25 protein-coding genes are annotated in these 26696 nt (G+C 63.6%); 7 read left to right on the forward strand and 18 right to left on the reverse strand.

What is annotated here, in order from left to right:
* Window positions 1-20 precede the first annotated feature (20 nt).
* The 9 genes from QCM77_RS27410 to QCM77_RS27450 all read right to left on the reverse strand — a co-directional run bounded on the left by QCM77_RS27410 (window position 21) and on the right by QCM77_RS27450 (window position 8995).
* Window positions 21-1016 carry a L,D-transpeptidase family protein gene (locus QCM77_RS27410; RefSeq protein WP_279665936.1) on the reverse strand — a complete coding sequence of 332 codons (996 nt, stop codon included), beginning with the start codon at window positions 1014-1016 and terminating at the stop codon, window positions 21-23.
* A 12-nt stretch (window positions 1017-1028) separates the two neighbouring features.
* On the reverse strand, window positions 1029-2090 hold the full coding sequence (locus tag QCM77_RS27415; RefSeq protein WP_279665934.1) for a glycosyltransferase family 4 protein: 1062 nt from the start codon (window positions 2088-2090) through the stop codon (window positions 1029-1031).
* A gap of 135 nt (window positions 2091-2225) precedes the next feature.
* Window positions 2226-2450 (reverse strand): hypothetical protein, encoded by a 225-nt coding sequence (locus QCM77_RS27420; RefSeq protein WP_279665932.1) that lies wholly within the window; start codon window positions 2448-2450, stop codon window positions 2226-2228.
* Window positions 2451-2589: 139 nt separating this feature from the next.
* Window positions 2590-3594, reverse strand: coding sequence for a 4-hydroxythreonine-4-phosphate dehydrogenase PdxA (locus tag QCM77_RS27425; RefSeq protein ID WP_279665931.1), 1005 nt, complete (start codon window positions 3592-3594; stop codon window positions 2590-2592).
* The gene (locus QCM77_RS27430) at window positions 3591-5141 is read right to left on the reverse strand and encodes a tripartite tricarboxylate transporter permease (RefSeq protein WP_279665930.1); all 1551 of its coding nucleotides are present in this window, start codon (window positions 5139-5141) and stop codon (window positions 3591-3593) included. Before QCM77_RS27430 ends, QCM77_RS27425 begins: the two co-directional genes overlap by 4 nt.
* A gap of 11 nt (window positions 5142-5152) precedes the next feature.
* Entirely contained in the window at window positions 5153-5635 is a 483-nt protein-coding gene (locus tag QCM77_RS27435; RefSeq protein WP_279665928.1) for a tripartite tricarboxylate transporter TctB family protein, read from the reverse strand.
* 251 nt (window positions 5636-5886) lie between these two features.
* On the reverse strand, window positions 5887-6879 hold the full coding sequence (locus QCM77_RS27440; protein ID WP_279665926.1) for a Bug family tripartite tricarboxylate transporter substrate binding protein: 993 nt from the start codon (window positions 6877-6879) through the stop codon (window positions 5887-5889).
* Between the two features lie 52 nt (window positions 6880-6931).
* Entirely contained in the window at window positions 6932-8191 is a 1260-nt protein-coding gene (locus QCM77_RS27445) for a CaiB/BaiF CoA transferase family protein (protein WP_279665924.1), read from the reverse strand.
* Between the two features lie 9 nt (window positions 8192-8200).
* Window positions 8201-8995 carry an enoyl-CoA hydratase/isomerase family protein gene (locus tag QCM77_RS27450; protein WP_279665923.1) on the reverse strand — a complete coding sequence of 265 codons (795 nt, stop codon included), beginning with the start codon at window positions 8993-8995 and terminating at the stop codon, window positions 8201-8203.
* Between the two features lie 116 nt (window positions 8996-9111).
* Here QCM77_RS27450 and QCM77_RS27455 point away from each other — a divergent pair, with 116 nt between their 5' ends.
* Window positions 9112-9777 carry a GntR family transcriptional regulator gene (locus QCM77_RS27455; protein WP_279685675.1) on the forward strand — a complete coding sequence of 222 codons (666 nt, stop codon included), beginning with the start codon at window positions 9112-9114 and terminating at the stop codon, window positions 9775-9777.
* A gap of 92 nt (window positions 9778-9869) precedes the next feature.
* On the forward strand, window positions 9870-10352 hold the full coding sequence (locus QCM77_RS27460) for a bleomycin resistance protein (RefSeq protein WP_279665921.1): 483 nt from the start codon (window positions 9870-9872) through the stop codon (window positions 10350-10352).
* Window positions 10353-10836: 484 nt separating this feature from the next.
* On the opposite strand, the gene QCM77_RS27465 is transcribed toward QCM77_RS27460, so the two are convergent.
* Complete coding sequence (locus tag QCM77_RS27465; protein ID WP_279665919.1) at window positions 10837-11565, reverse strand: haloacid dehalogenase type II; 729 nt, start codon at window positions 11563-11565, stop codon at window positions 10837-10839.
* Window positions 11566-11888: 323 nt separating this feature from the next.
* On the opposite strand from QCM77_RS27465, the gene QCM77_RS27470 reads away from it, so the two are divergent.
* Entirely contained in the window at window positions 11889-12938 is a 1050-nt protein-coding gene (locus tag QCM77_RS27470) for a hypothetical protein (RefSeq protein WP_279665918.1), read from the forward strand.
* A gap of 79 nt (window positions 12939-13017) precedes the next feature.
* On the opposite strand, the gene glpX is transcribed toward QCM77_RS27470, so the two are convergent.
* From glpX to QCM77_RS27490, 4 genes are all read right to left on the reverse strand, one after another.
* A complete protein-coding gene (gene glpX, locus QCM77_RS27475) occupies window positions 13018-14019 on the reverse strand; it encodes a class II fructose-bisphosphatase (protein WP_279665917.1) in 1002 nt (333 codons plus the stop codon).
* A gap of 171 nt (window positions 14020-14190) precedes the next feature.
* Complete coding sequence (locus QCM77_RS27480) at window positions 14191-15507, reverse strand: homoserine dehydrogenase (RefSeq protein WP_279665916.1); 1317 nt, start codon at window positions 15505-15507, stop codon at window positions 14191-14193.
* A gap of 29 nt (window positions 15508-15536) precedes the next feature.
* Window positions 15537-16757, reverse strand: coding sequence for an LL-diaminopimelate aminotransferase (locus tag QCM77_RS27485; protein WP_279665915.1), 1221 nt, complete (start codon window positions 16755-16757; stop codon window positions 15537-15539).
* Window positions 16758-16968: 211 nt separating this feature from the next.
* On the reverse strand, window positions 16969-17244 hold the full coding sequence (locus tag QCM77_RS27490; RefSeq protein ID WP_279665914.1) for a hypothetical protein: 276 nt from the start codon (window positions 17242-17244) through the stop codon (window positions 16969-16971).
* A 253-nt stretch (window positions 17245-17497) separates the two neighbouring features.
* Here QCM77_RS27490 and QCM77_RS27495 point away from each other — a divergent pair, with 253 nt between their 5' ends.
* Both QCM77_RS27495 and QCM77_RS27500 read left to right on the forward strand, forming a co-directional pair.
* Entirely contained in the window at window positions 17498-19306 is a 1809-nt protein-coding gene (locus QCM77_RS27495; protein ID WP_279665912.1) for a PHA/PHB synthase family protein, read from the forward strand.
* Window positions 19307-19371: 65 nt separating this feature from the next.
* Complete coding sequence (locus QCM77_RS27500; protein WP_279665911.1) at window positions 19372-19770, forward strand: MAPEG family protein; 399 nt, start codon at window positions 19372-19374, stop codon at window positions 19768-19770.
* A gap of 3 nt (window positions 19771-19773) precedes the next feature.
* Here QCM77_RS27500 and QCM77_RS27505 read toward each other — a convergent pair whose 3' ends face one another.
* Window positions 19774-20367 (reverse strand): class I SAM-dependent methyltransferase, encoded by a 594-nt coding sequence (locus QCM77_RS27505; protein WP_279665910.1) that lies wholly within the window; start codon window positions 20365-20367, stop codon window positions 19774-19776.
* A 243-nt stretch (window positions 20368-20610) separates the two neighbouring features.
* Here QCM77_RS27505 and QCM77_RS27510 point away from each other — a divergent pair, with 243 nt between their 5' ends.
* Window positions 20611-21378, forward strand: coding sequence for an outer membrane protein (locus QCM77_RS27510; protein ID WP_279665909.1), 768 nt, complete (start codon window positions 20611-20613; stop codon window positions 21376-21378).
* A 131-nt stretch (window positions 21379-21509) separates the two neighbouring features.
* On the opposite strand, the gene argC is transcribed toward QCM77_RS27510, so the two are convergent.
* The 3 genes from argC to QCM77_RS27525 form a co-directional block, all read right to left on the reverse strand.
* Window positions 21510-22508, reverse strand: coding sequence for an N-acetyl-gamma-glutamyl-phosphate reductase (argC, locus tag QCM77_RS27515; RefSeq protein WP_279665908.1), 999 nt, complete (start codon window positions 22506-22508; stop codon window positions 21510-21512).
* Complete coding sequence (locus QCM77_RS27520; RefSeq protein WP_279665907.1) at window positions 22505-23185, reverse strand: FMN-binding negative transcriptional regulator; 681 nt, start codon at window positions 23183-23185, stop codon at window positions 22505-22507. Before QCM77_RS27520 ends, argC begins: the two co-directional genes overlap by 4 nt.
* Before the next feature lie 224 nt (window positions 23186-23409).
* Complete coding sequence (locus QCM77_RS27525; RefSeq protein ID WP_279665906.1) at window positions 23410-23940, reverse strand: DedA family protein; 531 nt, start codon at window positions 23938-23940, stop codon at window positions 23410-23412.
* A gap of 273 nt (window positions 23941-24213) precedes the next feature.
* Between QCM77_RS27525 and parE the strand changes: the two genes are divergently transcribed.
* Window positions 24214-26259 (forward strand): DNA topoisomerase IV subunit B, encoded by a 2046-nt coding sequence (gene parE, locus QCM77_RS27530; RefSeq protein ID WP_279665905.1) that lies wholly within the window; start codon window positions 24214-24216, stop codon window positions 26257-26259.
* Window positions 26260-26696: the final 437 nt, after the last annotated feature.

The following is a 26696-nucleotide window of genomic DNA, read 5'->3' on the forward strand; positions in this document are numbered from 1 at the left end:
GCTGGAACGAGACGCTGGCGTCAACCGGCGCTCGCCACGAACGCGACCGGCGTACCTTTCGAGACACTGGCTGCGACGCGTTCAGCGTCCCAGTTGGTGAGACGCACGCAGCCGTGGGATTCCGCTTTGGAGATCTTCGTCGGCGAAGGCGTGCCGTGAATGCCGTAGCCCTCGGCGGACAGGTTGATCCACACCGTGCCGACCGGATTGTTCGGACCGGGCTGGATGGTGAAAGGCTTGCGCGAACGGACGTCCCTGAAGTGATAACCGGGGTTGTAGCGATAATGCGGATTGCGGTTGATCTCCGTGACCTTCAGCGTGCCCGAGGGCGATGGCTTCTCTTCGCTTCCGACCGTCGCTGGATAAAATCCGATCAGCGCATTCGACTTGTCGAACAGCTTCAACGTCTGTCGGCTCTTGTCGATCTCGACTCTGTCGGCTTTGGCAAGCGCAGCGCCTCCACTCGCAGTATCCACGACGACGATGGTGTCGCCGGCCCGATCGAAGCGGCGCCCGGGGTTGAGCGCCGCCAAGAGCTCCTCGCCCATGTGAAACTTCTCGGCCAATCCTTCGCGCGGACTCGTGAATCCGAGCTTCGGAATTTCTTTCATCTCCTCCATCCTAGACGGAAGCTTGCTCAGGAAAGGACCCGCCACGTCCTGCTGGGCAATCGTGTAGGTCGCCGTTACCGGCCGGTCGTCCGCCAGCAACGCCTTCCAGACGTCCTCCGAGAGAGCCTCCGAACTCGGCAATTGCTGCGCTTCCGCATAGGCGCGCAGCGCCTTCCTGGCGTTCTCTCCGAACTTGCCGTCGATCTCGCCGGGCGAGAAATGCGCCCTGTCCAGGAGGACCTGCAGCCGGACGCCGGCCGGCGTCGGCTTCTCGTTCGAGAGAGTCTTGTTGGTTGGCTGGGCGGAATTGATGGCGGCGGCGTCCATCGCCGCGGCGAACGCCGGCGGCGCCGCCAGAGCGAAGACCAGAAAGATGCAAATCTGCCTCGCTTTTCCGAGCGACATCGCCGTGTCCTTTCACGTTACCGACGGTTCAGTGATGAATTCCCGAGCCGCGGCGGCAGCCAGCTTGCGGTACTGGTCTTCGTACTGCCTCGCCATTCGGCTCGCGGAGAAGCGCTCCTCGAAGCGGGCGCGCACCTTCCTTCGATCCAGCTTGCCCAATTCGCCGACTGCCCTGACGGCCTGCTCCTCGTTATCGACGATGAAGCCTGTCAGTCCGTGCTCGACGACTTCGGGGACGGAGCCGGAGCGATAGGCGATCACCGGGGTTCCGCATGCCATCGCTTCGATCATGACCAGCCCAAACGGCTCCGGCCAATCGATCGGAAACAGCAGCGCAGCGGCTTCGGCAAGGAAGGGCTGTTTCTTCGCGTCATCGACTTCACCAACAAGCTGGATGTTCTTGCCGTCGACGTTGGGCTCGATGTGCTTCCTGAAGTAGGCTGTCTCGGCGCGCGGGATCTTCGCGGCGATGCGGAGGGGCATCTGGACCGCGCACGCGATGCGGATAGCGTCCTCCGGACCCTTGTCTGCGGTGAGACGCCCGAGAAACGCCAAATAGGCCCCCTGTTCATAGGACGGGCGAAACAAGTCGGACGGCAGCCCGTGCTGGATGGTTCCGATCCATTTCGCAGCCGGAAGCGGCAGGCGCTGATGATCGGAAATCGACACGAAGCATGCTTCGGGGAATTGCCGAGCCACGTCGGGTAGCCCAGGCAAGTCGAGGCGACCGTGCATGGTCGTGAGGAACGGCACGCCGAGACGACTGAGCAACGGCAGGGACTGCCAGTCGATATGCGCGTGGATCACGTCGAACTCCATCGCACGCCTTGCGATCGCCTCCATCAGCATCGCGCTCGCGGCGGTCGGGTCCGCCCCCTTCCGCCCGAGACGCAGCGCGCGTGGCCAAACCGGATGAAGCGCACCGTTCGTCCTGGAATCGCCGCTGGCAAACAGCGTGACCTCGTGGCCGAGCTCGACCAGCCCATCCACCAGCCAGGCCACTACCCGCTCGGTGCCGCCGTAGAGCTTCGGAGGTACACTTTCGGCGAGGGGAGCAAGCTGAGCGATGCGCATGGGAAGCTACCCGTTAAACCGCCGCACGCACGATCAGCATGATCGCGGCGGACAGAAGGTTCGAAATCGCGAGCAGCGTCCAATTCGGCCTGGCACTTGCGGCCGCGACCCGGCAGGCGAGCCCTTCCATGAGCCTCAACATTCGTCGTCGGGAAGCCGATCGAGGTAGGCAATCCCGAATCCCAAGAGTTCTTCTCCCATGAGTTCTTCGGCATCGCTCCCGCGCGCTTCCCATCTCCCTTGCAGATGACGCTCGAGCAGGCAGCGACGACTATCCGCGGCATCGACGTGGCGATGCCGGGCGCGGTAAACGGACCAAGCAATATCCACCGCCGTTCGTAGCGGGTCGTCGCCTACCATGTTCCAACTCCGAGATGGAGACGTTCATGGAACGGCAACTCGTTACGACGGCGGAAGTTTCCACTTCTTCCCGGAAAGCCCGAAACTGCGCGCGGCCACCGCAGGCACACAAGCAGGCGCCCTCCTCCCGTCGGAGAAATCAGGCGACGCGACGAGCCGCCATCTCCGCGGCCAGCAGCAGCGCGGCGCGGCTGGCGCCGATTGATGCGATGCCTTGGCCGGCGATGTCGTAGGCGGTGCCGTGGGCGGGCGTGCAGATCGGGAACGGAAAGCCGCCGAGCAACGTCACGCCGCGATCAAACCCCATCAGCTTCATCGCAATCTGGCCCTGGTCGTGATACATCGTCAGCACTGCATCGAAGGCGCCGCCTTTGGCACGCAAAAACACCGTGTCAGCAGGGAACGGCCCTTCGGCTGCAATACCCTCACGCTGGCCGGCCGCGACCACGGGCGCGATGACATCGATCTCCTCGCGGCCGAAATTGCCGCCGTCGCCGGCATGCGGATTGAGACCGGCGACCGCGATGCGCGGCCGGGCGAAGCCGGCATTGCGCATGCATGAATCGGTCAGCTCGAGCGCGCGATGGATGCGCTCGCCGGACAGTCGCGCGGCGACGTCCTTGAGCGGGATGTGAGACGTCACGCGTGCGTTCCAGAGTCGGTCCAGCACATTGAACTCGCTTGCGGGAGTTTTGAGTCCGACCACTTCCGCGGAGAACGCGATCTCGTCGTCATACTCGGCGCGGGCCAGCCGCATCGCCTGCTTGTTGAACGGGGTGAAGCAGACGGCATCGACGCGGCTGTCGCGGCCGAATTCGAGCGCGTGCTTGTAGTTGGCAAGCGCGAACCTGCCGCCGGCAAGGCTCGCAATACCCTGCTGGAGGTCGCTGGGATCGAGGTGGCCGAGATCGACGAACAGCGTCTCACCCTCCGCCGCGCGGACGTCGGCCCCCTGCTCCACCATGGTCAGTTCCGGCTTGACGCCGGCAATGCGCGCGCCCTCATCGAAGATGCGGCGGTCGCCGATCACGACGATCCGGCTGCGGGCGCGGATGTCGTCCTGCACCACGAGCTTTGCGGTCAGCTCCGGGCTGATGCCGGCGGGGTCTCCCATTGCCAGTGCAATGAGCGGCTTTGCGGTCATATGATCACCTTCTCTCGAGCTGTCTCTTGGGCCGTTGTCTCGGTCGCGGCGGATGCGGGTTTGCGCCAGAGGCGCTGGAGCTGCAGCACGAGCGGAAGCAGCAACAGCGCAATGCCGGCCACGATCAGGCCTGTCACCAGCTTGTTAGCAAAGAAGATCCCGAGCGATCCCTTCGACATCAGCATCGACTGCCGGAACGCATCCTCGGCCTTGTCGCCGATGACGATTGCGAGCACGAGCGGCGCCAGCGGATAGAACAGCTTCTTGAAAAGATAGCCGACGATCCCGAAGCCGAGCATCATGACGACGTCGAGATAGGAGTTCGACACCGAATAGGCGCCGACGACGCAGATGATCACGATCAGCGGCGCGATGATCACGAAGGGAATCCGCATCAGGGCGGCGAAGACCGGGACGGTCAGCAGCACCAGCGCGACAGCGACGATGTTGCCGACATACATCGAGGCGATCAGGCCCCAGACAAAGTCCTTCTGGTCGACGAACAGCATCGGCCCGGGATTGAGGCCCCAGATCATCAGCCCGCCCATCATGACGGCCGCGGTCGCCGAGCCGGGAATGCCAAGCGAGAGCATCGGCAGCAGCGCGCTGGTGCCGGCCGCGTGATCGGCCGTCTCCGGCGAGATGATGCCTTCGACCTCTCCGGTGCCGAAGTATCGGCCACGACGCGAGAAACGGCGGGCGATGCCGTAGCTCATGAAGGATGCCGCAGTCGGGCCGCCCGGTGTGATCCCCATCCAGCAGCCGATTGCAGCGCTCCGCAGCAGCGCAACGCCATGCCGCGGCAGGCGACCGATCGCGCGAAACACCTCGCGCCACTCGATCTTGGAGGAGACCGCACGGGCATGGAATTCCTCTTCGACGGCAACCAGCAGCTCGCCGATGCCGAACAGGCCCATCACCGCGACGACGAAGTTCACGCCTTTGACGAGCTCGTCGATACCCATGGTGAGGCGCACGCTGCCGGAGACGGTGTCGATGCCGATGGCGGCGATCGCAAAGCCGATCGCCAGCGCGACGACGGTCTTGATCGGTGCCGCTCCGCCCATGCCGACAAAGCTGGCGAAGGCCAGGAAATAGACCGCGAAATATTCCGCCGGCCCGAAGGCGAGCGCGACCTGTGCCACCCACGATGCGAGGAAGGTAATCAGGATGACGCCGATCAGCGCGCCGAACGCCGCCGAACCGAAGGCGGTGGCGAGCGCCGTCGTCGGCCTGCCGTCGCGGGCCATCGGATAGCCGTCGAAGGTGGTCGCGACCGACGACGGCTCGCCCGGAATGTTGAACAGGATCGAAGTGACCGAGCCGCCGAACAGCGCGCCCCAATACATGCTGGAGAGCAGGATGATGGCAGAGACCGGCTGCATGCCGAAGGTCAGCGGCAGCAGCAACGACACGCCGTTGGGCGCGCCAAGCCCCGGCAGCACGCCGACGAGAATGCCGAGCAGAACACCTATCACCATCAACGCCAGATGCGGGAGCGTGACCGCGATGCTGAAACCGTGAAGCAGTTCCCCAAGATTGTCCATCGACCTCTCCGTCAGAAGCCGAACGTGGAGGCGAGCGCACCGTGCGGCAAGCTCACCTGGAACATGCGCTCGAACACGACGTAGAGCGCGAGCGCCGTCGCCGCCGCCATGGCCAGCGCACGTGGCACGGATTGGTGCTTGGGGATTGCAAGCACTGCGAAGACGTAGAGCGACGAGGCGACGTACATCCCGAGCAACGGGATCGCGGCCACGAACATCGCGGCCGGCACGAACAGGCCGGCAAGCCGGCGCAGCTCGATCGGCGTGATCGCGATGGGAACATTTGCGAGAGTGGTGGCGGGCAGGATACCCCGCACCAGATTGTAGAGACTTCCAAGCAGGATGATAATTCCGGTCAGGAATGGGAACGTTCCGGCGTCAACGCCCGCACTGGACCAGCCGATGCCGTTGTCGAGGCTGGAGACGACGACGGCCACACCAAAGCTGCCGGTGAGGACGGCGGTCGCAAGTTCGAGAGCGCGGCGCGATATCATGGCGTGATACCTTGAAGGCAGGGCTATCGCATGTGACAGCGGAGAAGCTGCCGCACGCACTCGGCCTGCATGGTTCGAGACGCCCGCTTCGGCGGGCTCCTCACCATGAGGGTCTGATATCTCGCCGCGAAGCACGACCTCATCCTGAGGGCCCGCCGCAGGCGGGCGTCTCGAAGGATGGCCGCAAGCCCCCTGCCCGCCGCGTTTTTTATCATATGCATTTGCACTTCCTTCGAAGGAGCTTCACCGCCTTACTTGACCAGCCAGCCTTGCTCGCCCGCAACCTGGTTGACGTGCTCGAGGTCGTCCTTGATGAACTTGTCGAACTCGGCGCCGGTCAGGAACGTGTCGATCTGGGAGCTCTTCTCGATGTAGTCCTTCCATTCCGGCGTCGCCTGAACCTTCTTCATCAAGTCGACATAGAACGCGGCCTGGTCCGGGGTGACCTTGCCGGGCAGCCACACCGTCCGCGGCTGCTCATATTGCTTGATGTCGAGGCCCTGCTCGACACAGGTCGGAACGTCGCCCCAGCCTTCAGTCGCGGTGATCTTGACGCCCTGTGGCAACCGCTTCGGGCTGAAAACGCAAAGCGGTCGCTGCGTTCCACCGCGCCATTGCCCGAGGCTTTCGCTGGGATTGTTGACGTGGGAATCGAGGTGTCCGCCGGCGAGCTGAACCGCGGTCTCGGCGCCGCTCTTGAAGGGGATGTAGGTCAGTTTGACATGACCTGCCTTCTCGATCATGCGGGTCAGCACCTCGTCGGTATCTTTCGACTGCGCGCCGCCCATCTTGAATTCGCCCGATGCGGCCGCCTTCAGATAGTCCGCCGCCGTCTTGTAGGGCGCGTCCTGCTTGACCCAGAGCAGGAACTCGTCCTGCGCCATCGCCGCGATCGGGGTGAGATCGGTGTAGTTGAAGGCGACCTTGGAGACGAGCGGCTGCTGCCAGGCATTCGACGTGCCGAAGATCACCTTGTAGGGATCGCCGGCGGACGCCTTGCCGTAGACATAGCCTTCCGCGCCGCTGCCGCCGCCCTTGTTAACGACGACGATCGGCTGCTCCGTCAGCTTGTGCTTGGTGATGATGTTCTGCACGGCGCGCGCGAGGTTGTCGGTGCCGCCGCCGGGCCCGGCGGTCGCCACGAACTCGATCGGCTTTTGCGGTTGCCAGGCGCTGAGCGCCGGCATCGTGCCGGCGAGCACGGTTGCGGCCGCGCAGAGCAGAAATGTTGACGTCCGACCCATGATTTCCTCCAGCTGATTTTTGTCTTTTGTTATTGTCGTTTTCGACGTCCGGTCAGGCGACGCGTTCCTCGCGTCTTCCCGATGCCAGGACGATTGCGCCTTCTTGTTCGAGCGCTTCGATCTGCTTCTGGTCGAACCCGTGTTCGGCCAGCACCTCGCCTGTATGCTCACCGTAGACCGGCGCGCCCGTGCGCACTTTGCCTGGGGTCTCCGAAAACTTGACCGGCAAGCCGATCGTCTTCACGGGACCGAGCGTGGAATGCTCGACCTCGACGACCATCTCGCGCGCCAGCGTCTGCGGATCGCTGAGCGCCTCCAGCATGTCGTGGACGGGTCCGCACGGCACGCCCTTCTCGTCCAGCGCCGCGAGCCAGTGCGCCCGCGTCTGGGTGCGGAAGCACTCGCTCAGGACGGCTTCGAGCTCCTTCAAATGCGCCATGCGGTCGGCCCCGGTGACGAAGCGCGGATCGGAGGCAAGCTCGGTCGCGCCAAGGGCCTCCAGCATCAAGAGCCAGTGCTTCTTGTTGGCACCGCCGACCACAAGCCAGCCGTCTGACGCTTCAAAAGCCTGATAAGGCGCATTGAGCGGATGCGCCGAGCCCATCGCGCGCGGCGCGGTGCCGGCGGCGAGCGCGATCGTCGATTGCCAATAGGTCTGCACCAGTGCCGCCTCGTAGAGCGAGGTCTCGACCCACTGCCCTTCGCCGGTCTTGAGGCGATGGGTGTAGGCCGCCAGGATTCCCATGCTCGCGAGCAGACCGGCGGTGATGTCGGACAGCGGCGGTCCGCACTTCACGGGCGGACCATCGGGGCGTTCGCCCGTAAAACTCATGATGCCGCTCATGGCCTGGGCGACCAGATCGAAGCCGCGGCGGTGCTTGTAGGGTCCGGTACGGCCAAAGCCCGACAGCGAGCAATAGATCAGCGTTGGATGCTGCTTGTGCAGGACTTCGTAGCCGAAGCCGAGACGCTCCATCGCGCCCGGCGCGAAGTTCTCGACCAGCACGTCGGCGCCCGCAATCAGTCGCCGCAGCACCTGCTTGCCGCCGTCGGTCTTGAGGTCCAGCACGATGCCGCGCTTGTTGCGGTTCATCATCAGGAAGGAGGCCGCCTCGTCGCCGATCTTCGGCGGCACCGAGTGGCGGGTGTCGTCGCCGTTCGGTGATTTCTCGATCTTGATCACGTCGGCGCCCATGTCGGCCAGCATCAAGGTGCAGGTCGGCCCTGCCATGACATGGGTGAGATCGATGACCTTGAGGCCGGCGAGCGGTCCCGAACTGCGGGAGGTTGATTGCGATCGATCGCTTTGCATCGGCCTGTCCTATTGGCCCCGCCATTGCGGCGCGCGCTTGGTAAGGAAAGCATCGAGCCCTTCGCGAAAATCCTGGCTCGTGTAGCACATCAGGATGAGGTCCTCGCCCTCGTCCCGCGTCAGCCGCCTTTGCAGGCGCGCCACGGCCTGCTTGGTCGCAGTCAGCGTCAGCGGCGCGTGGCTGGCGAGCAGCCGTGCGACCTCATCGGCGCGCTTGCCCAGTGCCGCGATGTCCTCGACGACCTCGCCAAGCAGCCCGACGCTTGCAGCCTCCGCGGCATCGACGAGACGCGCGGTGAAGATCAGATCCTTGACGCGTGCGGCGCCAATGAGCGCGGTGAGACGGCTGACATTGGACATCGACAGGCAATTGCCGAGCGTCCGGGCGATGGGAAAGCCGATTTTCGTGCTTCTGGTGCCGATGCGGAGGTCACAGGCCGCGGCAATGCCCGCGCCGCCGCCGGTGCAGAACCCGTTGATCGCTGCGATGGTCGGCACCCGGCATTGTTCGAGCGAGGTCAGCACCCGATCGATGCGGTTCTCGTAGTCGATCGCGTCCTGGGGCGACTTGAATTCGCGGAACTGGTTGATGTCGGTGCCCGAGGCAAATGCCTTGTCGCCGGCCCCGCGCAGCACCAATACCTTGATCGCATGATCGTTGTTGGCCTCTTCGCAGATCGCATCGAGGCGCTCGTACATCGCGAAGGTGAAGGCGTTGCGGGCCTGCGGGCGGTTGAAGGTGATCCGGCCGATGCCGTCCTGGCGCTCGAAAACGAGGTCTTCCGCCTCGATCTGCTGGTCCATTTCCTCATGCCCTTCTGCTTTTTTACATTTTTGAATGCAAAATTATCAATTTTCAAGCTGGAACTTGCAATACCCCGCATATATCTTCATTTTTGAATGCAAACGGACTTAGACCCATGCTTCATGAGGAAGTCGTCGGCCGCATCCGCGCCATCCTGCTCGACGGCGAAATCCCGCCGGGCGCGCGGATTCCCGAACGCGAGCTGTGCGAGCGGCTCGAGATATCGCGCACGCCGCTGCGCGAGGCACTCAAGGTGCTGGCCGCCGAGGGCCTCGTGCAGCTCCTGCCGCATCGCGGCTCGCGCGCGGCAAAACTGACCGACAAGGACATGCGCGACCTGTTCGAGGTCTGCCAGGGTCTCGAGGCGCTCGCCGGCGAGCTTGCCTGCGAGCGCATCACGGACGCCGAGCTCGACGCGATCGCCGCCGTGCACGCGGACATGGTGCGGCATTATCGCGAGGGCGACCTGATCCAGTACTACCGCGGCAACCGCACCATTCACGAAGCCATCGTCACCGCGGCCGGAAATCCGGCGCTGACCACGCTCTACGCGTCCGTGACCGCGCGCATCCGCCGCGCCCGCTACGTGACGCCGATGACGCCGCAGCGCTGGGCGCTCGCCGTCAGCGAGCACGAAGCGATCCTGAACGCGCTCCAGCGCCGCGACGGCGTCGGCCTCTCCCACATCCTGCGCGCGCATCTGCGGCACAAGCGTGAAGAGGTTTTGCGGGCGGGCTTTGCCGAAACGGAAGGCAATGACCTCACACTGAGAATTGCGTGAGACATACGTTCGACACTTCGGCTTCTATCCGTCGCGCCATTTCGCTGCCATAACCGCCTCGCATATCGATGACGACATCAGGCCAGGCCGCAATGTCCAACCCGTTACTTTCAGACCCCGGCGCTCGCGCGACCTCCGACAGCACGGGAAGTGCGCCGCAAGGCGGCTTTGCCGATCTCGTTCCCGAACTCGGCGTTTCCAGCATTCAGGCCAGCCTGTCGTTCTGGCGAGACCTGCTCGGCTTCGAAATCGCCTATGACCGCCCCGATGCGCGATTTGCCTATCTCGTCAGGGGGCGTTTGCAAGTGATGCTCTGCGAATTGAACGGACGCTGGGAGGCCGCCGAAATGCAGCGCCCGTTCGGACGCGGCGTCAATTTTCAGATGGTCGTCGATCGCATCGATCCGACGCTGAAGGCTCTCGGCGACGCCAACTGGCCCCTCTACGAGCAGCCGAATGAAGCCTGGTATCGGGTCGGCGACCTCGAATGCGGACAGCGTGAATTCCTGGTTCAGGATCCGGACGGCTACCTCGTGCGCTTCGTCGAACGCCTGGGCACGCGCGCGCCTGCGTGACGCAAAAAGATTCGTGCGGTCCTGCCGCATCGCGCGGCCAGCAGACACAATCGCGACACAATCATTGATTGCATTTGGCCGCACCAGTCGGATCGTGCTGACGAGAGCAACGTCGGCAACGAACGTCTTTTGTCGCGCGCCGGAATTGCGAATCCAACTTTGACAAGCCGCGATCATCACCAAACCAATTCCACTTGCCCGCCTGTCTGAACCGGCGCAGCATTCGACTATCGGCGCAGGCCAAATGTAACGCGCACGCCGGTGACGGCTTCCACTACTATCCCGAACCGATGCAGATCACTTTGTAATCGTCGGATCTGGTCCGGGCGAAGCACGCGCCGCCCGGGTCACCGATGCCGTACATCGCCTTCCGGAAATCCGCGCCCTAAAGCGCGATGAGATGAGGATGAATCATCATCGCGCTTTAGGTTGTTGTTTGAGCATGATCTTTTCGGAAAACCGCTTCGCACTTTTCCGGATCATGCTAGCAGCCGAGCTTTTCGGCGACCCCGCCAAAATCCTTGGCGACGATGTCCCAATTGCCGGTGGCCTCGAAATCGACTTTCTGGAGCGGACCGTATTCGGTCGGCCTTGCCACGAAGGCAGTCTTCAGCCCGTTCTTCTGGGCGGCGGCGAGATCGCCATTGTGGGCGGCGACCATCATCACCTCATCCGGCTTGAGGCCGAGCAAACGCGCGGCGCCGAGATAGGTTTCGGGATCGGGCTTGTAGTGCTCGAACAGCTCGGCCGACATGATGAGGTCCCAGGGAAGCCCCGCGAACTTCGCCATGTTGGTGAGCAGCGCGACGTTGCCGTTCGACAGCGGCGAGATCACGAACTTCGTCTTCAGCCGCGTCAGGCCCGCGACGCTGTCGGGCCACGGATGCAGGCGGTGCCAGCCTCTGGTGAGGTGATCGAGATCGGCTTCGGTCAGGCCTTTGATCGAAAATTGCTCGACCAGCTTTTCCAGCGAGCGGCGATGCAGATCGTCGAGCATGACATAGCCCCGCTCGGGATGTTTGCGCACGTCGTCCATCGAGGCCATGTACATGCCGCGCCAGCCGTCGACCAACGCGGTCCAGTCGGCGGAGATGCCGCGGCCCTTGGCCCACCACATGAAGTCGGTGATCAGGCTGGTGCGCCAGTCGACGACCGTGCCGAACACGTCGAAGACGAGGGCTTTGACGGCGGAGAGATCGGATGTTGTGGTCATGCTTTGCTCCACTGATTTTCCTGCGTCCCGGTTGGCTCCAGCTGGCTCCGGCTGAGATCGAGGGCTTTAAAGCATGATCCTTTTTATGCAACAATAGCGGTAGTCCGCCACATCAAGCACGCCCAAGACGAGCGAGGTGACCGGCCTCAACCAGTCGGAGTGCAAGCGCATCTGCCATGACCGCCATCCCTGTTGCATATATATTGCTTGAGGAGGCCCGCCTCCCGGATGAAGGAGCTTTAATCGAGACGTTACGCGTTCGTCATCCCGGCCTGCGGTGGGACCGTAGCCCAGTCGCACCAAGTAACGATACCGACGGTCCGATGTTCATCCGCGTCGGCGATCATCTCATGACCATCCTCTTCATCACTGCGCCCATGCCTTTCGATCAGCAATTGTGGCAGCGGGCCTCCTGGGTATGGCCCGACGCTGTCCACGCCGCCGGCCGCCACCGCGCGCATCTCGTCGTCTCGACAATGGGCTCCGCCGAAAACAACGCCGAAACGAAGGCGCTCGGGTTCGTTGAGAGTACGCGCCTTACGACGGCCTTTGTCGGCGCCGTGCTCGAAGCACTGCCTGGCTGTCTCGCCGTCGTCTGGCGTGGAAATGTTGGCCGCTCCCCCGAGATGTGGCTCGAGCAGTCACGCCGCTCGTTCGATCCGTTTCCCGATCATCCGTTCGGATTGTGGATGGAAATCGTTCCCTTCCGTTGCGGAAAGACCGTCGGAGCCTACACGGTCGGATTGTCCGCGTTCACGGGACGCGAGATCGAATTTGAGGTGGACGGACTTGACCAACGCGGCGTCACCGTTCGCGTTGCCAACGCTTCGTCCTATTTGATTGCAAATGGCCTCGACAAAAACATCGAAAGCGGAACGGTGTACAAAGACGATGACGAGAACGTCGGTCACGTTGCGGTGCTCCACCGCAACTCGCGCTTTGGGATCGGGCCAGTCGTTTCGTTCTTTTCTCTTCAAGACCGAGCTGGAAGGCTCAAGACCTACCAGATCATTCCGTCATCTCTCGCGCGAAATCACCCGCTTCTGGTCATGCTGGGCAAGGTCGGGCTTTTCGATCCGACGAAGTCAGAAAACCTTATAGAGCTACGGCCAGATCATTACGTTTCGGAAGCTCGCCTGGAGAGTCTCGATGGCGGCCTGTCGCAAGAGCTGTCCAAAATGCTTGCAACCGACGCCTATGCCGAGGCGGACACGAATGCGCGCCGTGCGCTCGCGAGCGGAGACACCGCGTCAGCGAGGTCTTTTTTGCTGCCTTGGGCTGAGGAAGTTGGCAAGCTCCAAGACGCGGTCAAAATCGCCCTTACCTTGTGCGATGCGTTCTTGTTCATGCCGGCGGCGCCGCGCAGCCCTTAGCGGAGACGTCCACCTGGTGCCATACACGGCGACGTCCGGCCAAACTGGCCGAACGATCGCGCGCGGGACGGTCGCGGACTTAATCCAGGTGGAACTTCGCCAGCTCGCGGTGCTCGGCCTTGATGTAGCGCACGGTGCCGGTGACCGAACGCATCACCACTGTCTCGGTCTCGATCACGCCGTCCTTGCGGAATTTGACGCCTGACAGCAGCGAGCCCGTGGTGACGCCGGTGGCGGCGAACAGGCAGTCGCCGCGGGCCATGTCCTCGATGCCGTAGATCATCTTGGGATCGTTGACGCCCATCTTGGCGGCGCGCTCGCGCTTCTCGTCGGAATCGAGGATGAGGCGGCACTGCATCTGGCCGCCGATGCAGCGCAGCGCCACGGCCGCGAGCACGCCTTCCGGCGCGCCGCCGGTGCCGAGATACATGTCGACGCCGGTATTGTCAGGGTCGGCGCAATGGATCACGCCGGCGACGTCGCCGTCGGTGATGAGGCGCACGGCGGCGCCCGTCGAGCGCACGCTCTCGATGATGCTGGCGTGACGCGGACGGTCGAGCACGAGAACGGTGATGCCGTCCGGCTGGACACCCTTGGCCTTGGCGAGACGGCGGACGTTCTCGGCCGGCGTGGCGTCGAGCTCGACGACACCCTTGGCGTAACCGGGGCCGATCGCGAGCTTCTGCATGTAGACGTCGGGCGCGTGCAGCAGCGTGCCGCCGTCGGCCATCGCCATGGTGGCAATCGAGCCCGGCATGTTCTTGGCGCACAGCGTGGTGCCTTCGAGCGGGTCGACCGCGATGTCGACTTGCGGGCCGGCGTTCATGCCGACCTTCTCGCCGATGAAGAGCATTGGCGCCTCGTCGCGCTCGCCCTCGCCGATCACGATGGTGCCCTCGATCGGCAGCTTGTTGAGCTCGCGCCGCATCGCGTCCACCGCGGCCTGGTCGGCTGCCTTCTCGTTGCCGTGCCCGCGCAACCGCGCCGAAGACACCGCCGCCCGCTCCGTCACACGCACGATCTCCAGCGTGAGGATGCGCTCAAGCAACGCGTGCGGCGGGACAGAAATATGGGTCGACATCGGCTCACTCCTTCGAAACAGTTTTGGACGGAAATCTCCGCCTGCATCAACTCGTAACACCCACAGTTCGTTCGAACCGTGTCATTGTTCGTGTCATTGTTTAAGCATGCTCTTTCCGGAAAACCGCTTCACACTTTGCGCTAACGCGGTCCTTCGGATCCGGAGCATGCTCTAGTTCTTCTCGATCCGGATCACCTGCGGCCGTCCGCTGATCACCTTGTCGCGCTGCACGGCCGCGAGCGCGCGGCGCACGGCGTCCTCATGCGTGGCATAGGTGATCAGGATGACGGGCACCGGAACCGCCTTGCCGTTTGCCGGCGCAGCGCCGCCATTGGGATGGCGCTGCACGATCGACTCGATCGAAATCTTCTGCTCCGCGAGCCGGGTCGCGATCGCAGCCGCGGTGCCCGGGAAATCGCGTGCCAGAAGCCGGATGTAGTAGCCACCCTCGTGGCGCTCCATCGGCGCTTTCTTGGTATCGTGAAGCTGCGAAATCGGCCGGCCGAACGGATTGGCGCGAATGCCGCGCGCGACATCGGCGATATCGGCGACGACGGCGGATGCGGTGGCAGCGCCGCCGGCACCGGGGCCGACCAGCGTGATCGGCGGGATGCCCTCGCCATCGATCGTGACCGCATTGGTGACACCCATCACCTGTGCGATCGAGGAGGATTTTGGAACCATGGTCGGATGCACGCGCTGCTCGATGCCCTTGGCGGTGCGAACCGCGACGCCGAGGAGCTTGAGCCGGTAACCGAGATCGTCAGCCGCACGGAGATCTTCCGGCGCGATGGAGGAGATACCTTCGACATACACCGCGCTTTGAGCAACTTTCGTGCCGAAAGCGAGGCTGGCGAGAATGGCGAGTTTTTGCGCGGTGTCGTGGCCGTCGACGTCGAAGGACGGATTGGCCTCGGCATAGCCGAGCCGCTGCGCATCCTTCAGGCATTCGGCGAAGGACAGGCCCTCCTGCTCCATCCGGGTCAGGATGTAATTGCAGGTGCCGTTGAGGATGCCGTAGACGCGGTTGATGCCGGTTCCGGCAAGACCCTCGCGTAACGTTTTGATGACGGGGATCGCGGCGCCGACGGCTGCCTCGAAATTCAGCGCGCCGCCGTGCTTTTCAGCGGCTTTTGCCAGCTTGAGACCGTGCTTTGCGAGCAACGCCTTGTTGGCGGTGACGACGGACTTGCCGGCGCTGAGCGCGGCTTCGACCGCCGACAGCGCGGGATCGCCCGAGCCGCCCATCAGCTCGACGAAGCAGTCGATGCCGGGATGCGTGGCGAGCGCCATCGGATCCTTGGCCCATTCGACGCCGCGCAGATCGACACCGCGCTTCTTCGCCTTCGAGCGCGCGGTGACGGCGACGACGCGGATGCCGCGGCCGCTGCGGCTCGCGAGCACGCGGGCCTGCGTTTCAATCAGACGGACAACTTCGGCGCCCACGGTGCCGAGCCCCGCTATGCCCACTTTCAGGGGTGCAACCATGATGCTCTAGAAAACCTGCGGAAGAGAACTTAACGCCGATTGGCGAGCGGAACGACGTTGTGCAACGTTTCGATGCCGCTTTCAAGGAAGCGGCGCACGCCGCGCGCGGCCTGCCTGATCCGTTGCTCGTTTTCCACCATGGCGATGCGGACATATCCTTCACCATGCTCGCCGAAGCCGACGCCGGGCGAGACCGCGACGCCGGATTTCTCCACCATCAGGGTCGCGAACTGCATGCTGCCGACACTGCGGAAGGCTTCCGGCAACGGCACCCAGGCGAACATCGAAGCCTCCGGCGGCGGGATCTCCCAGCCGGCACGGCCGAACGATTCCACCAGCGCGTCGCGCCGCTTGCGGTAGGTGTCGCGCATCTCCTTGATGCAATCGTCCGGGCCGTTCAGCGCGGCGGTCGCTGCGACCTGGATCGGCGTGAACGCACCGTAGTCGAGATAGGATTTGACGCGCCCGAGTGCCGCAATCACGCGCTCGTTGCCGACGGCGAAGCCCATGCGCCAACCAGCCATCGAATAGGTCTTCGACATCGAGGTGAATTCGACAGCGACGTCGATCGCGCCCGGCACCTGGAGCACCGAGGGCGGCGGGCTGTTCTCGTCGAAATAGACCTCGGCATAGGCCAGATCGGACAGGATCAGGATCTCGTGCTTCTTCGCGAACGCGACCAGGTCCTTGTAGAAGTCGAGGCTCGCGACATAGGCGGTCGGATTCGAAGGGTAGCAGACGACCAGCGCGAGCGGCTTCGGGATCGAATGCACGATCGCCCGCTCGACGGCCTCGAAGAATTGCGGCGTCGGCTCCGACGGCACCGAGCGGATCACGCCGCCCGCCATCAAAAAGCCGAAGGCGTGAATCGGGTAGCTCGGGTTCGGACAGAGGATGACGTCGCCGGGCGCGGTGATCGCCTGCGCCACGTTGGCAAAGCCCTCCTTGGAGCCGAGCGTCGCCACCACCTGGGTGTCGGGATTGAGCTTCACGCCGAAGCGGCGGGCGTAGTAGCCGGCCTGGGCCCGGCGCAGCCCGGGGATGCCGCGCGAGGCCGAGTAGCGGTCGGTCCGCGGCTTGCCAAGCGTCTCCTTGAGCTTCTCCAGCACATGCGCTGGCGCCGGCAAGTCCGGATTACCCATGCCGAGGTCGATGATGTCGGCGCCGGCATTCCGCGCGGCCGCCTTGGCCCGGTTGACCTGTTCGAACACGTAAGGAGGAAGGCGGCGGATGCGGTAAAAATCTTCCATGGCTCTCTCGGCTCCGGGCAACCGGTCAGGACAGAATCGACAGGCCATGACGACCATGCGGAAGGGCGCCCGCCCCTTCGTGAAAATTACTCAAAATCAAATACTTAGAGTAATCATCAACGACGGCGACTGAAGTCGTTCGCCCTGACTCTCGGCTGAACTGAGGTCTTTTAGCACGGCAAGGCGGAGGCGCCAGCGATCTTGCAGAGCCTTATTTCGCGTCCTTGGCGGCAACAGCCTGACGGTCGCGCGCGGCGGCGAGCTCGGCCTCGATCTTGGCGCGCTGGTCTGGCGGGATGACCGCTTGATCGCGCTCCGGTGGCAGATCGTGCACTGGCAGATAGCTGCCGGGCTCCCTGGGATGCGCCTGCGCGTCCGCGGGCGTCATATCCGCGAGCTGACTCGAGCAGCCGCCCAAGGCGAACGCCGCCATCAGCAGCGCGCCACAGATCAGCAGCGACTTTTGCAGGTCCCTCAACGCCAACACTTGGGAAATCCCCTACTCGTCCCAAAGCACGGCCCCGGGCAACCTTACCCAAGTCCGCACCCAAGCTCAAACCATTGCTGCCCAAATGGTGCGAGCGAGAAAACAGCCCGGGATCACCAAGCCGATGGGTGCGGCTCGATTGTGACGGAACCAAGAAGATTTGTCGCACTGCAACACATCTTCGAGAGTGTTTAACGCCAAACATGCGAGCTTCGCGGTGACGAATACGGAATGAATCGTTACTGTTCTGCTCATGAGCATGGCAACGACCGACACGCCCAAACCCGAGACGAAGTTCGATGCGGAAGCCTTCGCGATGAATGTCGCGCGGGCGATGGAGAGCGGCGGCAAGGCGCTCGCCGCGTATCTGAAGCCGCGCGAGAGCGGCGAGGTGCAGGATCGTCCGCCGGCCGAGCTTACGGAAGTGGTCAAGACCTTCACGTCGGTCGCGGAATACTGGCTGTCGGATACATCACGCGCGTCCGATCTCCAGACCAAGCTCGCCAAGGACTATCTCGACCTCTGGGGTTCTGCGGCGCGCCGCATGGCCGGACAGGACGCCTCGCCAGCGATCGCGCCCTCACCGCGCGACAAGCGCTTTGCCGATCCGGAATGGAAGTCGAACCAGTTCTTCGATTTCGTGATGCAGCTCTATCTGCTCACGACCAAATTTGCGCAGGAGCTGGTGCGCGACGCCGAGGGGCTCGATCCGCAGACCCGCCGCAAGGCCGAGTTCTACGTCCAGCAGGTCACCAACGCGCTGTCGCCGTCCAACTTCGTGCTGACCAATCCGGAAGTGCTGCGCGCGACGTTGGCCAGCAGCGGCGAAAATCTCGCGCGCGGCCTGAAGATGCTGGCCGAGGACATCGCCGCCGGCAACGGCATGCTGAAGATCCGCCAGTCCAATCCGGACAATCTCGTCGTCGGCGTCAACATGGCGACGACGCCGGGCAAGGTGATCTACCAGAACGAGATGATGCAGCTGATCCAGTATTCTCCGACCACGGAGACGGTGCTGCGTACGCCGCTTCTCATCATCCCGCCCTGGATCAACAAGTTCTACATTCTCGATCTCAAGCCGGAGAAATCCTACATCAAGTGGTGCGTCGACCAGGGCATCACCGTGTTCGTGATCTCATGGGTCAATCCCGACAAGCGGCTCGGAGCCAAGAGCTGGGAAGACTACATGAAGGAAGGCCCGCTCGCGGCAATGGACGTGATCGAGAAGGTCACCGGCGAAATGAAGGTGCACACCGCCGGCTATTGCGTCGGCGGCACCATGCTCGCGACCACGCTGGCCTGGCTCGCCGAGAAGCGCCGCCAGCGCGTGGCGTCCGCGACGTTCTTCGCGGCACAGGTCGACTTCACCCATGCCGGAGATCTTCTCGTGTTCGTCGACGAGGAGCAGATCGCAGCCCTCGAGCAGGACATGAAAGCGGCCGGCGTGCTCGAAGGCTCGAAGATGGCGATGGCCTTCAACATGCTGCGCTCCAACGATCTGATCTGGTCCTATGTCGTCAGCAATTACCTCAAGGGCCAGCAGCCGAGCGCGTTCGACCTGCTGCACTGGAATTCCGACGCAACGCGCATGACCGCGTCGAACCATTCCTATTATCTGCGCAACTGCTACCTGGAGAACCGGCTCTCCACCGGCACGATGGTGCTCGACAACACGCTGCTCGACCTCTCCAAGGTCATGGTGCCCGTCTACAACCTCGCCACCCGCGAGGACCACATCGCGCCGGCCGAATCGGTGCTGTACGGCTCGCAGTTCTTCGGCGGCCCGGTGAAATACGTGCTGTCCGGCTCCGGCCACATCGCCGGCGTGGTCAATCCGCCCGCCTCGAACAAGTACCAGTACTGGACCAACGGCAACGTCAAGGACGTCAACGTCGCGCAATGGATGAAGGATGCTGTGGAGCACAAGGGCTCGTGGTGGCCGGACTGGCGCGAATGGCTGGGCGGGCTCGATCCGGAAGAGGTCCCGGCACGCGCGGTCGGCAGCGAAGCGCTGCCTCCGATCGAGGACGCGCCCGGCAGCTATGTCAGGGTTCGCGCATAGCGGAATCGTCCGCGGCTTTGTATAAGCTCCACGCCTGTCGCAGCGATTGATGAGGGGATCGGGTTATGACGCGTGAATTGTTCTGGCTGACTTTAACGGTGATCCTGACCGGAGTCCTCTGGATTCCCTACACCATCAACCGCTGCCAGATTCGCGGTCTCAGTGGCGCGATGGCCAATCCCTCGCGCGGCGACAAGCCGCAGTCGGAATGGGCGAACCGCCTGATGTTCGCGCATGACAACGCCGTCGAGAACCTCGTGCTGTTCGCGCCGCTGGTGCTGATCCTGAACGCAATCGACTACTCCTCGAAATGGACGGTGCTTGCTTGCGCGGTTTATTTCTGGTCACGCGTCGCGCATCTGATCGTCTATGCGCTCGGAATCCCGATATTCCGCACGTTGGCCTTCACCGTCGGCTTCCTCGCGCAGGCCGTGCTGGCGCTGGCGATTTTCAAGATCCTCTAGAGATCAGGCGGTGGGCTTGCGGAGGACGAGATTCAGCATGTTAGCTGGCGTCTGGTCAAAGCTCTGAATCACGTTGGTGTCCGAGCTCAACGTGATCCATGGACCCGCGCCAGCGTAGGCCGCCTCGAGCCATTCCGGCGTCGGATAGTTGTAATAGCGCCCAAGGCTGTCCCGGCCATCGCCATCGCCGATCTTGTAGCTGGCGTAAAACACGCCTGACGGCCTGAGCGCGCGGTAAATCCTGCCGAGAATTCCGGCGAGCTCGTCGCGCGGTGCGTGCAGCAGACAGGCGCTGGCCCAGACGCCGTCATAGGCTTGATCCGCATCCAGTTCGTCGAACAGCATCGCCTCGACGGGATGACCGAGCCGTCGCGACGCGATCTCGGCCATTTCCGGCGAGCCGTCGGTGGCACGCACCGAGAAACCTTCGGCCAGCATCACGGCCGAATGATTGCCGGCACCGCAGCCGAGTTCGAGGATCGCAGCACCGGGCGGCAACAGGGCGAGAAAGCCACGCAGCCGCGTCGAGGGCGCCTTCGCCCACCCGGCATAGGCCTCGGCGTTGTGCCGATAGAATTGCAGCGTGGTCTCGTCCATGGCGTCACTTGCTCCTGGAGGCCCGCGCTGAGCCTCCTTGCCCTTCAGACGGCCCCGGCATCAAGCGCATGTTCCGCCCGGCCGCCGCGACCCAACCTTGCCCAACCCGTCCAGCTACGCAACCAGATGTTGCAAAAGGGTGACAACGCGACAGAAACTGCAATGCTGCCCCTTGGGCAGGTACAAAGTGTCGCGCATTCCGAGGTATATTCGCACATCGCAATTGATCGATTCGAGGCAGACATGAATTGGAAGTTGATTTCCGCGCTCGGCGCGATCTCGCTCGCAGCCGTCGCGACCCAAGCCAACGCTGCTGATCTCGCCGCACGCCCCTACACCAAGGCGCCGCCGATGATCGCCGCGGTCTACAATTGGAGCGGTTTCTATATCGGCGCCAACGGCGGCTATGGCACGTCACGCAAGTGCTGGGACCAGACGGTTGGCTTCGCGCCCGGCATTGCGGAAGGATGCCATGACGCGACGGGCGCCGTCGCCGGCGGCCAGATCGGTTATCGCTGGCAGAGCAGCGCCTTCGTGTTCGGCCTCGAAGCGCAGGGCGACTGGGCGGACCTCTCCGGCCAGCATGCCAGCACCGTGTTCGGCGTCGCGAACCGCACCCGCGTCGACGCCTTCGGCCTGTTCACCGGCCAGATCGGCTATGCCTGGAACAACGTGCTGCTCTACGCGAAGGGCGGCGCCGCGGTCGCCCGCGATCGCTACGCCGGCATCGGTACGGGCGGTCTGGCCGGGGCCGAGTTCGATGGCGCCAAGGAGACCCGTTGGGGCGGTACGGTCGGCGTCGGCTTCGAATACGGCTTTACTCCGAACTGGTCGGTCGGCCTCGAATACGACCACATGTTCATGGGACAGCGCGACGTCACCCTCACGGCCAACGGCGTGCTGGCGCCCGTGGGCACGTTCTCACGTACCGACCGCATCGGCCAGGACGTCGACTTGATCACCGCCCGTATCAACTACAGGTTCGGCGGCCCGATCGTCGCGAAGTACTGAGGTCTCTCGTGTCCCGGACGCGCGAAGCGCGAGCCGGGACCCAAAAAGCCACAGGCGAAGCAAGACGAATGGGCCCCGGCTCTGCAGCGCATCACTGAAGAAGTGCTGCGCTGCGTCCGGGGCACAGTGCCCTACTCCTCCGGCAATCCCAGCATCAGCCGCATATTCTGCACGGCGGCACCGGACGCGCCCTTGCCGAGATTGTCGAGCCGCGCGACCAGCACCGCCTGGTGATACTTGTCGCTGGCGAAGACGTAGAGCTCGAGCACGTTGGTCTCATTGAGCGCCTCCGGCTCGAGCTTGCCGCCCTTGGCCGTTTCGTTCTGCAGCGGCATCACCGACACGTATTTTGAGCCGACGTAACGCTTTGCCAGTGCGGCTTGCAGGTCCGCACCGCTGGGCTTGCCGGGCAGCGTGTCGAGCTGGAGCGGCACCGAGACCAGCATGCCCTGCCGGTAATTTCCCACCGACGGGATGAAGATGGGCCGCCGCGTCAGGTTCGAATAGAGCTGCATCTCCGGCAGATGCTTGTGCTCGAAGCCGAGGCCGTAGAGCTCAAAGGACGGCGCGCTGCCGTCTTCGAAGCTCGCGATCATCGACTTGCCGCCGCCGGAATAGCCGCTCACCGCGTTGACGGTGATCGGATAATCCTGCGGCAGCAGGCCGGCATCGACGAGTGGCCGCAGCAGCGCGATCGCGCCGGTCGGATAGCAGCCGGGATTGGAGACCTTCTTCGCCGCCTTGATCTTGTCGGCCTGGTCCGGTGTCAGTTCCGGAAAGCCATAGGCCCAGTCGGGCGCAACCCGGTACGCGGTCGAGGCGTCCAGCACCTTCGGCGCTGAGGCGCCCATGCTGTCGATGAGCGCAACCGTTTCCCTGGCAGCATCATCCGGCAGGCAGAGGATGACGAGGTCAACCTCCTCCATCAGCGCCTTCTTGGCCGCGGGGTCCTTGCGCTTGTCATCGGCGATCGTCTTCACCGCAACGTCACTCTGGAGCTTCAGCCGCTCGTTGATGCCGAGGCCGGTGGTGCCGGAGCCGCCGTCGACGAAGACGGTGGCGGGCTTGGCGGCAACGCCCGTCTTCGGGGCCTGCTTGGTATCAGCGAGGCTGGTTTCAGAAAGGCTCATGGCGCGCTCCTTTCGAGCTTGTTGGTGTCGTCTGCAAAAACTTGATCGGTGAAGATTTGCGGCCGGGTCTGCCGCATCAAGTGTGAAATCTGCTTTGCGTCGGCATCGCCTTCGCCAAGCGCATTCGCGATCGCCGCGAAATCGGCGTCCGACTTGTGCTGGTTGAGCTTGAAGCTGCCTTCGACCTCCTCAACCGTCATGACCAGACCCACGATCGCCTTCTTCAACGCTTCGAGCCGGCCGGCCGTCATCTTGCCCGACGTCCACGGCTTCTTCGGCAACAGCCAGCTCTCGAACTTCTCGCTGAGCGTGCCGATCTGCACCGCCAGCTCGTCTTCCGACAGGAGGCGCACCGGCCCGCTCAGATGCACCGACTGGTAAAGCCAGGTCGGCACCTGATCCGGCGAGACGTACCAGTCCGGCGATACATAGGCATCGGGGCCGTTGACCGCGAGCAGCCAGGACGCCGAGCCGTCCGCCAGCTTTAGCAGCGGATTGTGACGGGCGACATGAAAGGCGGCCTGCGGCGTGCCGTCGGCGGCATAGGTCAGGTAGAACGGAATTGGCGAGGCGACCGGCTTGTGGCCGTCGAAAGCGCACATGGTGCCGAAGCCGCGCTCGCCTGCGAATTTCAGGCTCGCGGCGCGGTCCTGCTTGAAAAAGGGTGGCGTGTACATCGTGGTCTCCTGCTGGCCTCCTTAGGGGGCCGCCGGATCAGATCGCGCTGACAGGAGAGAGAATGCCGCGGATCGGATCCGGCGGCAAAGACGATGATCTCAAACGCGATCGACCGCCCAAACCGCAAGACTGCGGCGGCGGCGACGGGCGAACAAAATGGTCGCGGCGTTGATCATGGCGCGGGGCTATAAGGCCAGTTGCGGTTCCCGTCAAGGTTCTGACGTCAGACCACGCGCCATATCCATTCCATGATCTTCGCGATCACGTCGCCGAACAGCAGCAGCGCCGCCGACCAGACCAGCGCCGAGACAAAATTGGCGGCCTGAAAACTCCAATAGGGCATCTCGAAAATGCCGGCTGCGAGCGGTACCGAGGCGCGCAAGGGGCCGAAGAAGCGGCCGATGAAGATGCTGGGCACGCCCCAGCTCCGCACGAAGGCCTCGCCTCTGGGCAGGAGTTCCGGATAGCGCGAGAGCGGCCAGATCTGGGCGACCTGCTCCTTGTAGCGGTAGCCGAACCAGTAGGAGACCCAGTCGCCCAGTGCCGCGCCGATGCCACCGGCAATCCAGACCGGATAGAAGCTGATGCCGCTCGCGCCGATCAGCGCGCCGATCGCGACCAACGCGCCCCAGGCCGGGATCAGCAGCGAAATGAAGGCAAGCGACTCCCCGAAGGCCAGCAGGAACACGATCGGGGCCGCCCAAGCCTGGTGAGCGCGCACGAAATCGGCCAGTGCGTGCGCATATTGCTCCATTCCAGATCGCCTTCCCGCCCCACCTTGAGGTCCTGCTCGATGAAAAAGACTGGTAAGCCAAGGGCTTGTGTGACATCAAGTCACAAAGTCCGCCCCGAACCGGGCAAAGACGTCAAATTGCCGGGAATTGGTGGGCCTGTGGCGTAAAATCGCTGGCATCGGCTGCCACGCACACCCGCCCAGCCGGCACGCGATGACCTTTTCAAACGAGCCGTGGCATAGTCGGCCTAACCGATTCGCCGCTCCCGCGGCCCTGAAAGCACATCAAGACACATGTCCAAGCAGTTGAAACCAAAAGCCAAAGATGAGTTTTTTGGCGGGGATGAGCCCAAAGCGCGCGCGTCCGCCAAGGCGAGCTCGCGCGCGAGCGGCGCGGAGGCCGACTACACCGCGGCCGATATCGAGGTGCTCGAAGGCCTGGAACCGGTGCGCCGCCGGCCCGGCATGTATATCGGCGGCACCGACGAGAAGGCGCTGCATCACCTCTTCGCCGAAGTCATCGACAACTCAATGGACGAAGCCCTGGCGGGGCACGCGACCTTCATCGGAGTCGATTTGAGCGCGGACGGCTTTTTGACCGTGATCGACAACGGTCGTGGCATCCCGATCGATCCGCATCCAAAATTTCCGAAGAAGTCGGCGCTCGAAGTCATCATGTGCACGCTGCATTCGGGCGGCAAGTTCGACTCCAAGGTCTACGAGACCTCGGGCGGACTGCACGGCGTCGGCATCTCCGTGGTGAACGCGCTCTCCTCGCTGCTCGAGGTCGAGGTCGCGCGCAGCCAGAAACTCTATCGCATGACGTTCGAGCGCGGGCACCCGAAGGGCAAGCTCGAGGATCTCGGCAAGGTCAACAACCGCCGCGGCACGCGCGTACGCTTCAAGCCCGACACCGACATCTTCGGCGCCAAGGCCGCGTTCAAGCCGCAGCGTCTGTTCAAGATGACGCGCTCGAAGGCGTATCTGTTCGGCGGCGTCGAGATCCGCTGGAATTGCGCGCCCGAGCTGCTCAAGGGCGTCGAGGACGTGCCGGCGGAAGCGACCTTCCATTTTCCGGGCGGCCTCAAGGACTATCTGGCGGCCGCGATCCACGCCGACACGCTGGTGCATCCCGACATCTTCTCCGGCAAGTCGGGCCGCAACGGCGCGCATGGCGCCTGCGAATGGGCCGTGGCCTGGACCGCAGATGCCGACGGCTTCCTCTCCTCCTACACCAACACCGTGCCGACGCCCGACGGCGGCACCCACGAATCCGGACTGCGTAGCGCGCTGCTGCGCGGCCTGAAGGATCACGCCGAACGCGTCGGCCAAGGCAAGCGTGCGTCGTCCATCACGTCTGAAGACGTGATGGTGGGTGCAGCCGTGATGCTCTCGGTGTTCGTGCGCGAGCCTGAATTTCAGGGCCAGACCAAGGATCGTCTCGCCACCGCCGAGGCGCAGCGCATCGTCGAACAGGCGATGAAGGATCCGTTCGACCATTGGCTGTCGGGCAATCCGAACCAGGCCAACCGGCTGCTCGACTTCGTGGTTGACCGCGCCGAGGAGCGGCTGCGCCGCCGCCAGGAAAAGGAGACCGCGCGCAAGAGCGCCGGCAAGAAGCTGCGCCTGCCCGGCAAGCTCGCCGATTGCAGCGATGCCGGTTTGGACGGCTCAGAACTCTTCATCGTCGAGGGCGACTCGGCCGGCGGCAGCGCCAAGCAGGCGCGCGACCGCAAGACCCAGGCCGTGCTGCCGCTGCGCGGCAAGATCCTCAACGTCGCCTCCGCCGGCAAGGACAAGCTGACGGCAAACACGCAGCTCGCAGATCTCGTTCAGGCGATCGGCTGCGGCATGCTTGCGCAGTATCGCGAAGAGGATCTGCGCTATCAGCGCATCATCATCATGACCGACGCCGACGTCGACGGCGCGCACATCGCTTCGCTGCTGATCACCTTCTTCTACCGGCAGATGCCGCGGCTGATCGACGAAGGGCATCTCTTCCTCGCGGTGCCGCCGCTCTACAAGCTGACAGTCGGCACGAAGTCGATCTACGCACGCGACGACGCGCACAAGGAGGCGCTGATCAAGAGCGAGTTCAACGCCAACGCCAAGGTCGAGGTCAACCGCTTCAAAGGCCTCGGCGAGATGATGCCGGCGCAGCTCAAAGAAACCACCATGGATCCAGCCAAGCGGACCATGCTGAAAGTGGTTCTGCTCGCCGACGACCGCGACACCACGGCGGATTCAGTGGAGCGCCTGATGGGCACCAAGGCCGAGGCGCGCTTCGCGTTCATCTCGGACAAGGCCGAATTCGCCAACGACGATCTGCTCGACGTCTGATCCGCAGGCGCTTGCCCGCTCCGCGTCCCATCAAGAGCCCCGGCATGAAGCCCGGGGCTCTTTTGTTTTGGGGGACGACAACCGCCCTTCCCCGGCGATCCTGCCAACGGTCCGCCTCGGCTTCGCTGATTCCCGGCCTCGTCGCCCGGCGACTCGGCCAACGACTCACCGAGCCAAGACTGATGCAGGATTGCCTCCATTTCGGACAAAGCCGGATTTGCTAACGAGAGGTTACCAAAATCCAAAACCCACAGATCGACGTAACGCGATGACAATGCTGTGTTTATTCTATATTTCGGCGACACCGGCCTGCCCCCCTGCCGTGCGGCGTTTCCCGGCGACTGTGCCTGTCCTGCAACAGCATTTCGGAGGGAAGTGGCTATAGTCCGGGCATCAGATCAATCGGACTTCAGTGCGCTCGCGCCTGCCAGACAGAC

The organism is Bradyrhizobium nivariense (genome assembly GCF_029846695.2).
In the GTDB taxonomy this organism is placed as follows: domain Bacteria; phylum Pseudomonadota; class Alphaproteobacteria; order Rhizobiales; family Xanthobacteraceae; genus Bradyrhizobium.

Excerpts from the sequence above, each read along its gene's own strand:
- QCM77_RS27410 (WP_279665936.1), bottom strand. The coding sequence starts at position 1,016 with ATGTCGCTCGGAAAAGCGAGGCAGATTTGCATCTTTCTGGTCTTCGCT.
- QCM77_RS27415 (WP_279665934.1), bottom strand. The coding sequence starts at position 2,090 with ATGCGCATCGCTCAGCTTGCTCCCCTCGCCGAAAGTGTACCTCCGAAG.
- QCM77_RS27420 (WP_279665932.1), bottom strand. The coding sequence starts at position 2,450 with ATGGTAGGCGACGACCCGCTACGAACGGCGGTGGATATTGCTTGGTCC.
- QCM77_RS27425 (WP_279665931.1), bottom strand. The coding sequence starts at position 3,594 with ATGACCGCAAAGCCGCTCATTGCACTGGCAATGGGAGACCCCGCCGGC.
- QCM77_RS27430 (WP_279665930.1), bottom strand. The coding sequence starts at position 5,141 with ATGGACAATCTTGGGGAACTGCTTCACGGTTTCAGCATCGCGGTCACG.
- QCM77_RS27435 (WP_279665928.1), bottom strand. The coding sequence starts at position 5,635 with ATGATATCGCGCCGCGCTCTCGAACTTGCGACCGCCGTCCTCACCGGC.
- QCM77_RS27440 (WP_279665926.1), bottom strand. The coding sequence starts at position 6,879 with ATGGGTCGGACGTCAACATTTCTGCTCTGCGCGGCCGCAACCGTGCTC.
- QCM77_RS27445 (WP_279665924.1), bottom strand. The coding sequence starts at position 8,191 with ATGCAAAGCGATCGATCGCAATCAACCTCCCGCAGTTCGGGACCGCTC.
- QCM77_RS27450 (WP_279665923.1), bottom strand. The coding sequence starts at position 8,995 with ATGGACCAGCAGATCGAGGCGGAAGACCTCGTTTTCGAGCGCCAGGAC.
- QCM77_RS27455 (WP_279685675.1), top strand. The coding sequence starts at position 9,112 with ATGCTTCATGAGGAAGTCGTCGGCCGCATCCGCGCCATCCTGCTCGAC.
- QCM77_RS27460 (WP_279665921.1), top strand. The coding sequence starts at position 9,870 with ATGTCCAACCCGTTACTTTCAGACCCCGGCGCTCGCGCGACCTCCGAC.
- QCM77_RS27465 (WP_279665919.1), bottom strand. The coding sequence starts at position 11,565 with ATGACCACAACATCCGATCTCTCCGCCGTCAAAGCCCTCGTCTTCGAC.
- QCM77_RS27470 (WP_279665918.1), top strand. The coding sequence starts at position 11,889 with ATGTTCATCCGCGTCGGCGATCATCTCATGACCATCCTCTTCATCACT.
- glpX (WP_279665917.1), bottom strand. The coding sequence starts at position 14,019 with ATGTCGACCCATATTTCTGTCCCGCCGCACGCGTTGCTTGAGCGCATC.
- QCM77_RS27480 (WP_279665916.1), bottom strand. The coding sequence starts at position 15,507 with ATGGTTGCACCCCTGAAAGTGGGCATAGCGGGGCTCGGCACCGTGGGC.
- QCM77_RS27485 (WP_279665915.1), bottom strand. The coding sequence starts at position 16,757 with ATGGAAGATTTTTACCGCATCCGCCGCCTTCCTCCTTACGTGTTCGAA.
- QCM77_RS27495 (WP_279665912.1), top strand. The coding sequence starts at position 17,498 with ATGAGCATGGCAACGACCGACACGCCCAAACCCGAGACGAAGTTCGAT.
- QCM77_RS27500 (WP_279665911.1), top strand. The coding sequence starts at position 19,372 with ATGACGCGTGAATTGTTCTGGCTGACTTTAACGGTGATCCTGACCGGA.
- QCM77_RS27505 (WP_279665910.1), bottom strand. The coding sequence starts at position 20,367 with ATGGACGAGACCACGCTGCAATTCTATCGGCACAACGCCGAGGCCTAT.
- QCM77_RS27510 (WP_279665909.1), top strand. The coding sequence starts at position 20,611 with ATGAATTGGAAGTTGATTTCCGCGCTCGGCGCGATCTCGCTCGCAGCC.
- argC (WP_279665908.1), bottom strand. The coding sequence starts at position 22,508 with ATGAGCCTTTCTGAAACCAGCCTCGCTGATACCAAGCAGGCCCCGAAG.
- QCM77_RS27520 (WP_279665907.1), bottom strand. The coding sequence starts at position 23,185 with ATGTACACGCCACCCTTTTTCAAGCAGGACCGCGCCGCGAGCCTGAAA.
- QCM77_RS27525 (WP_279665906.1), bottom strand. The coding sequence starts at position 23,940 with ATGGAGCAATATGCGCACGCACTGGCCGATTTCGTGCGCGCTCACCAG.
- parE (WP_279665905.1), top strand. The coding sequence starts at position 24,214 with ATGTCCAAGCAGTTGAAACCAAAAGCCAAAGATGAGTTTTTTGGCGGG.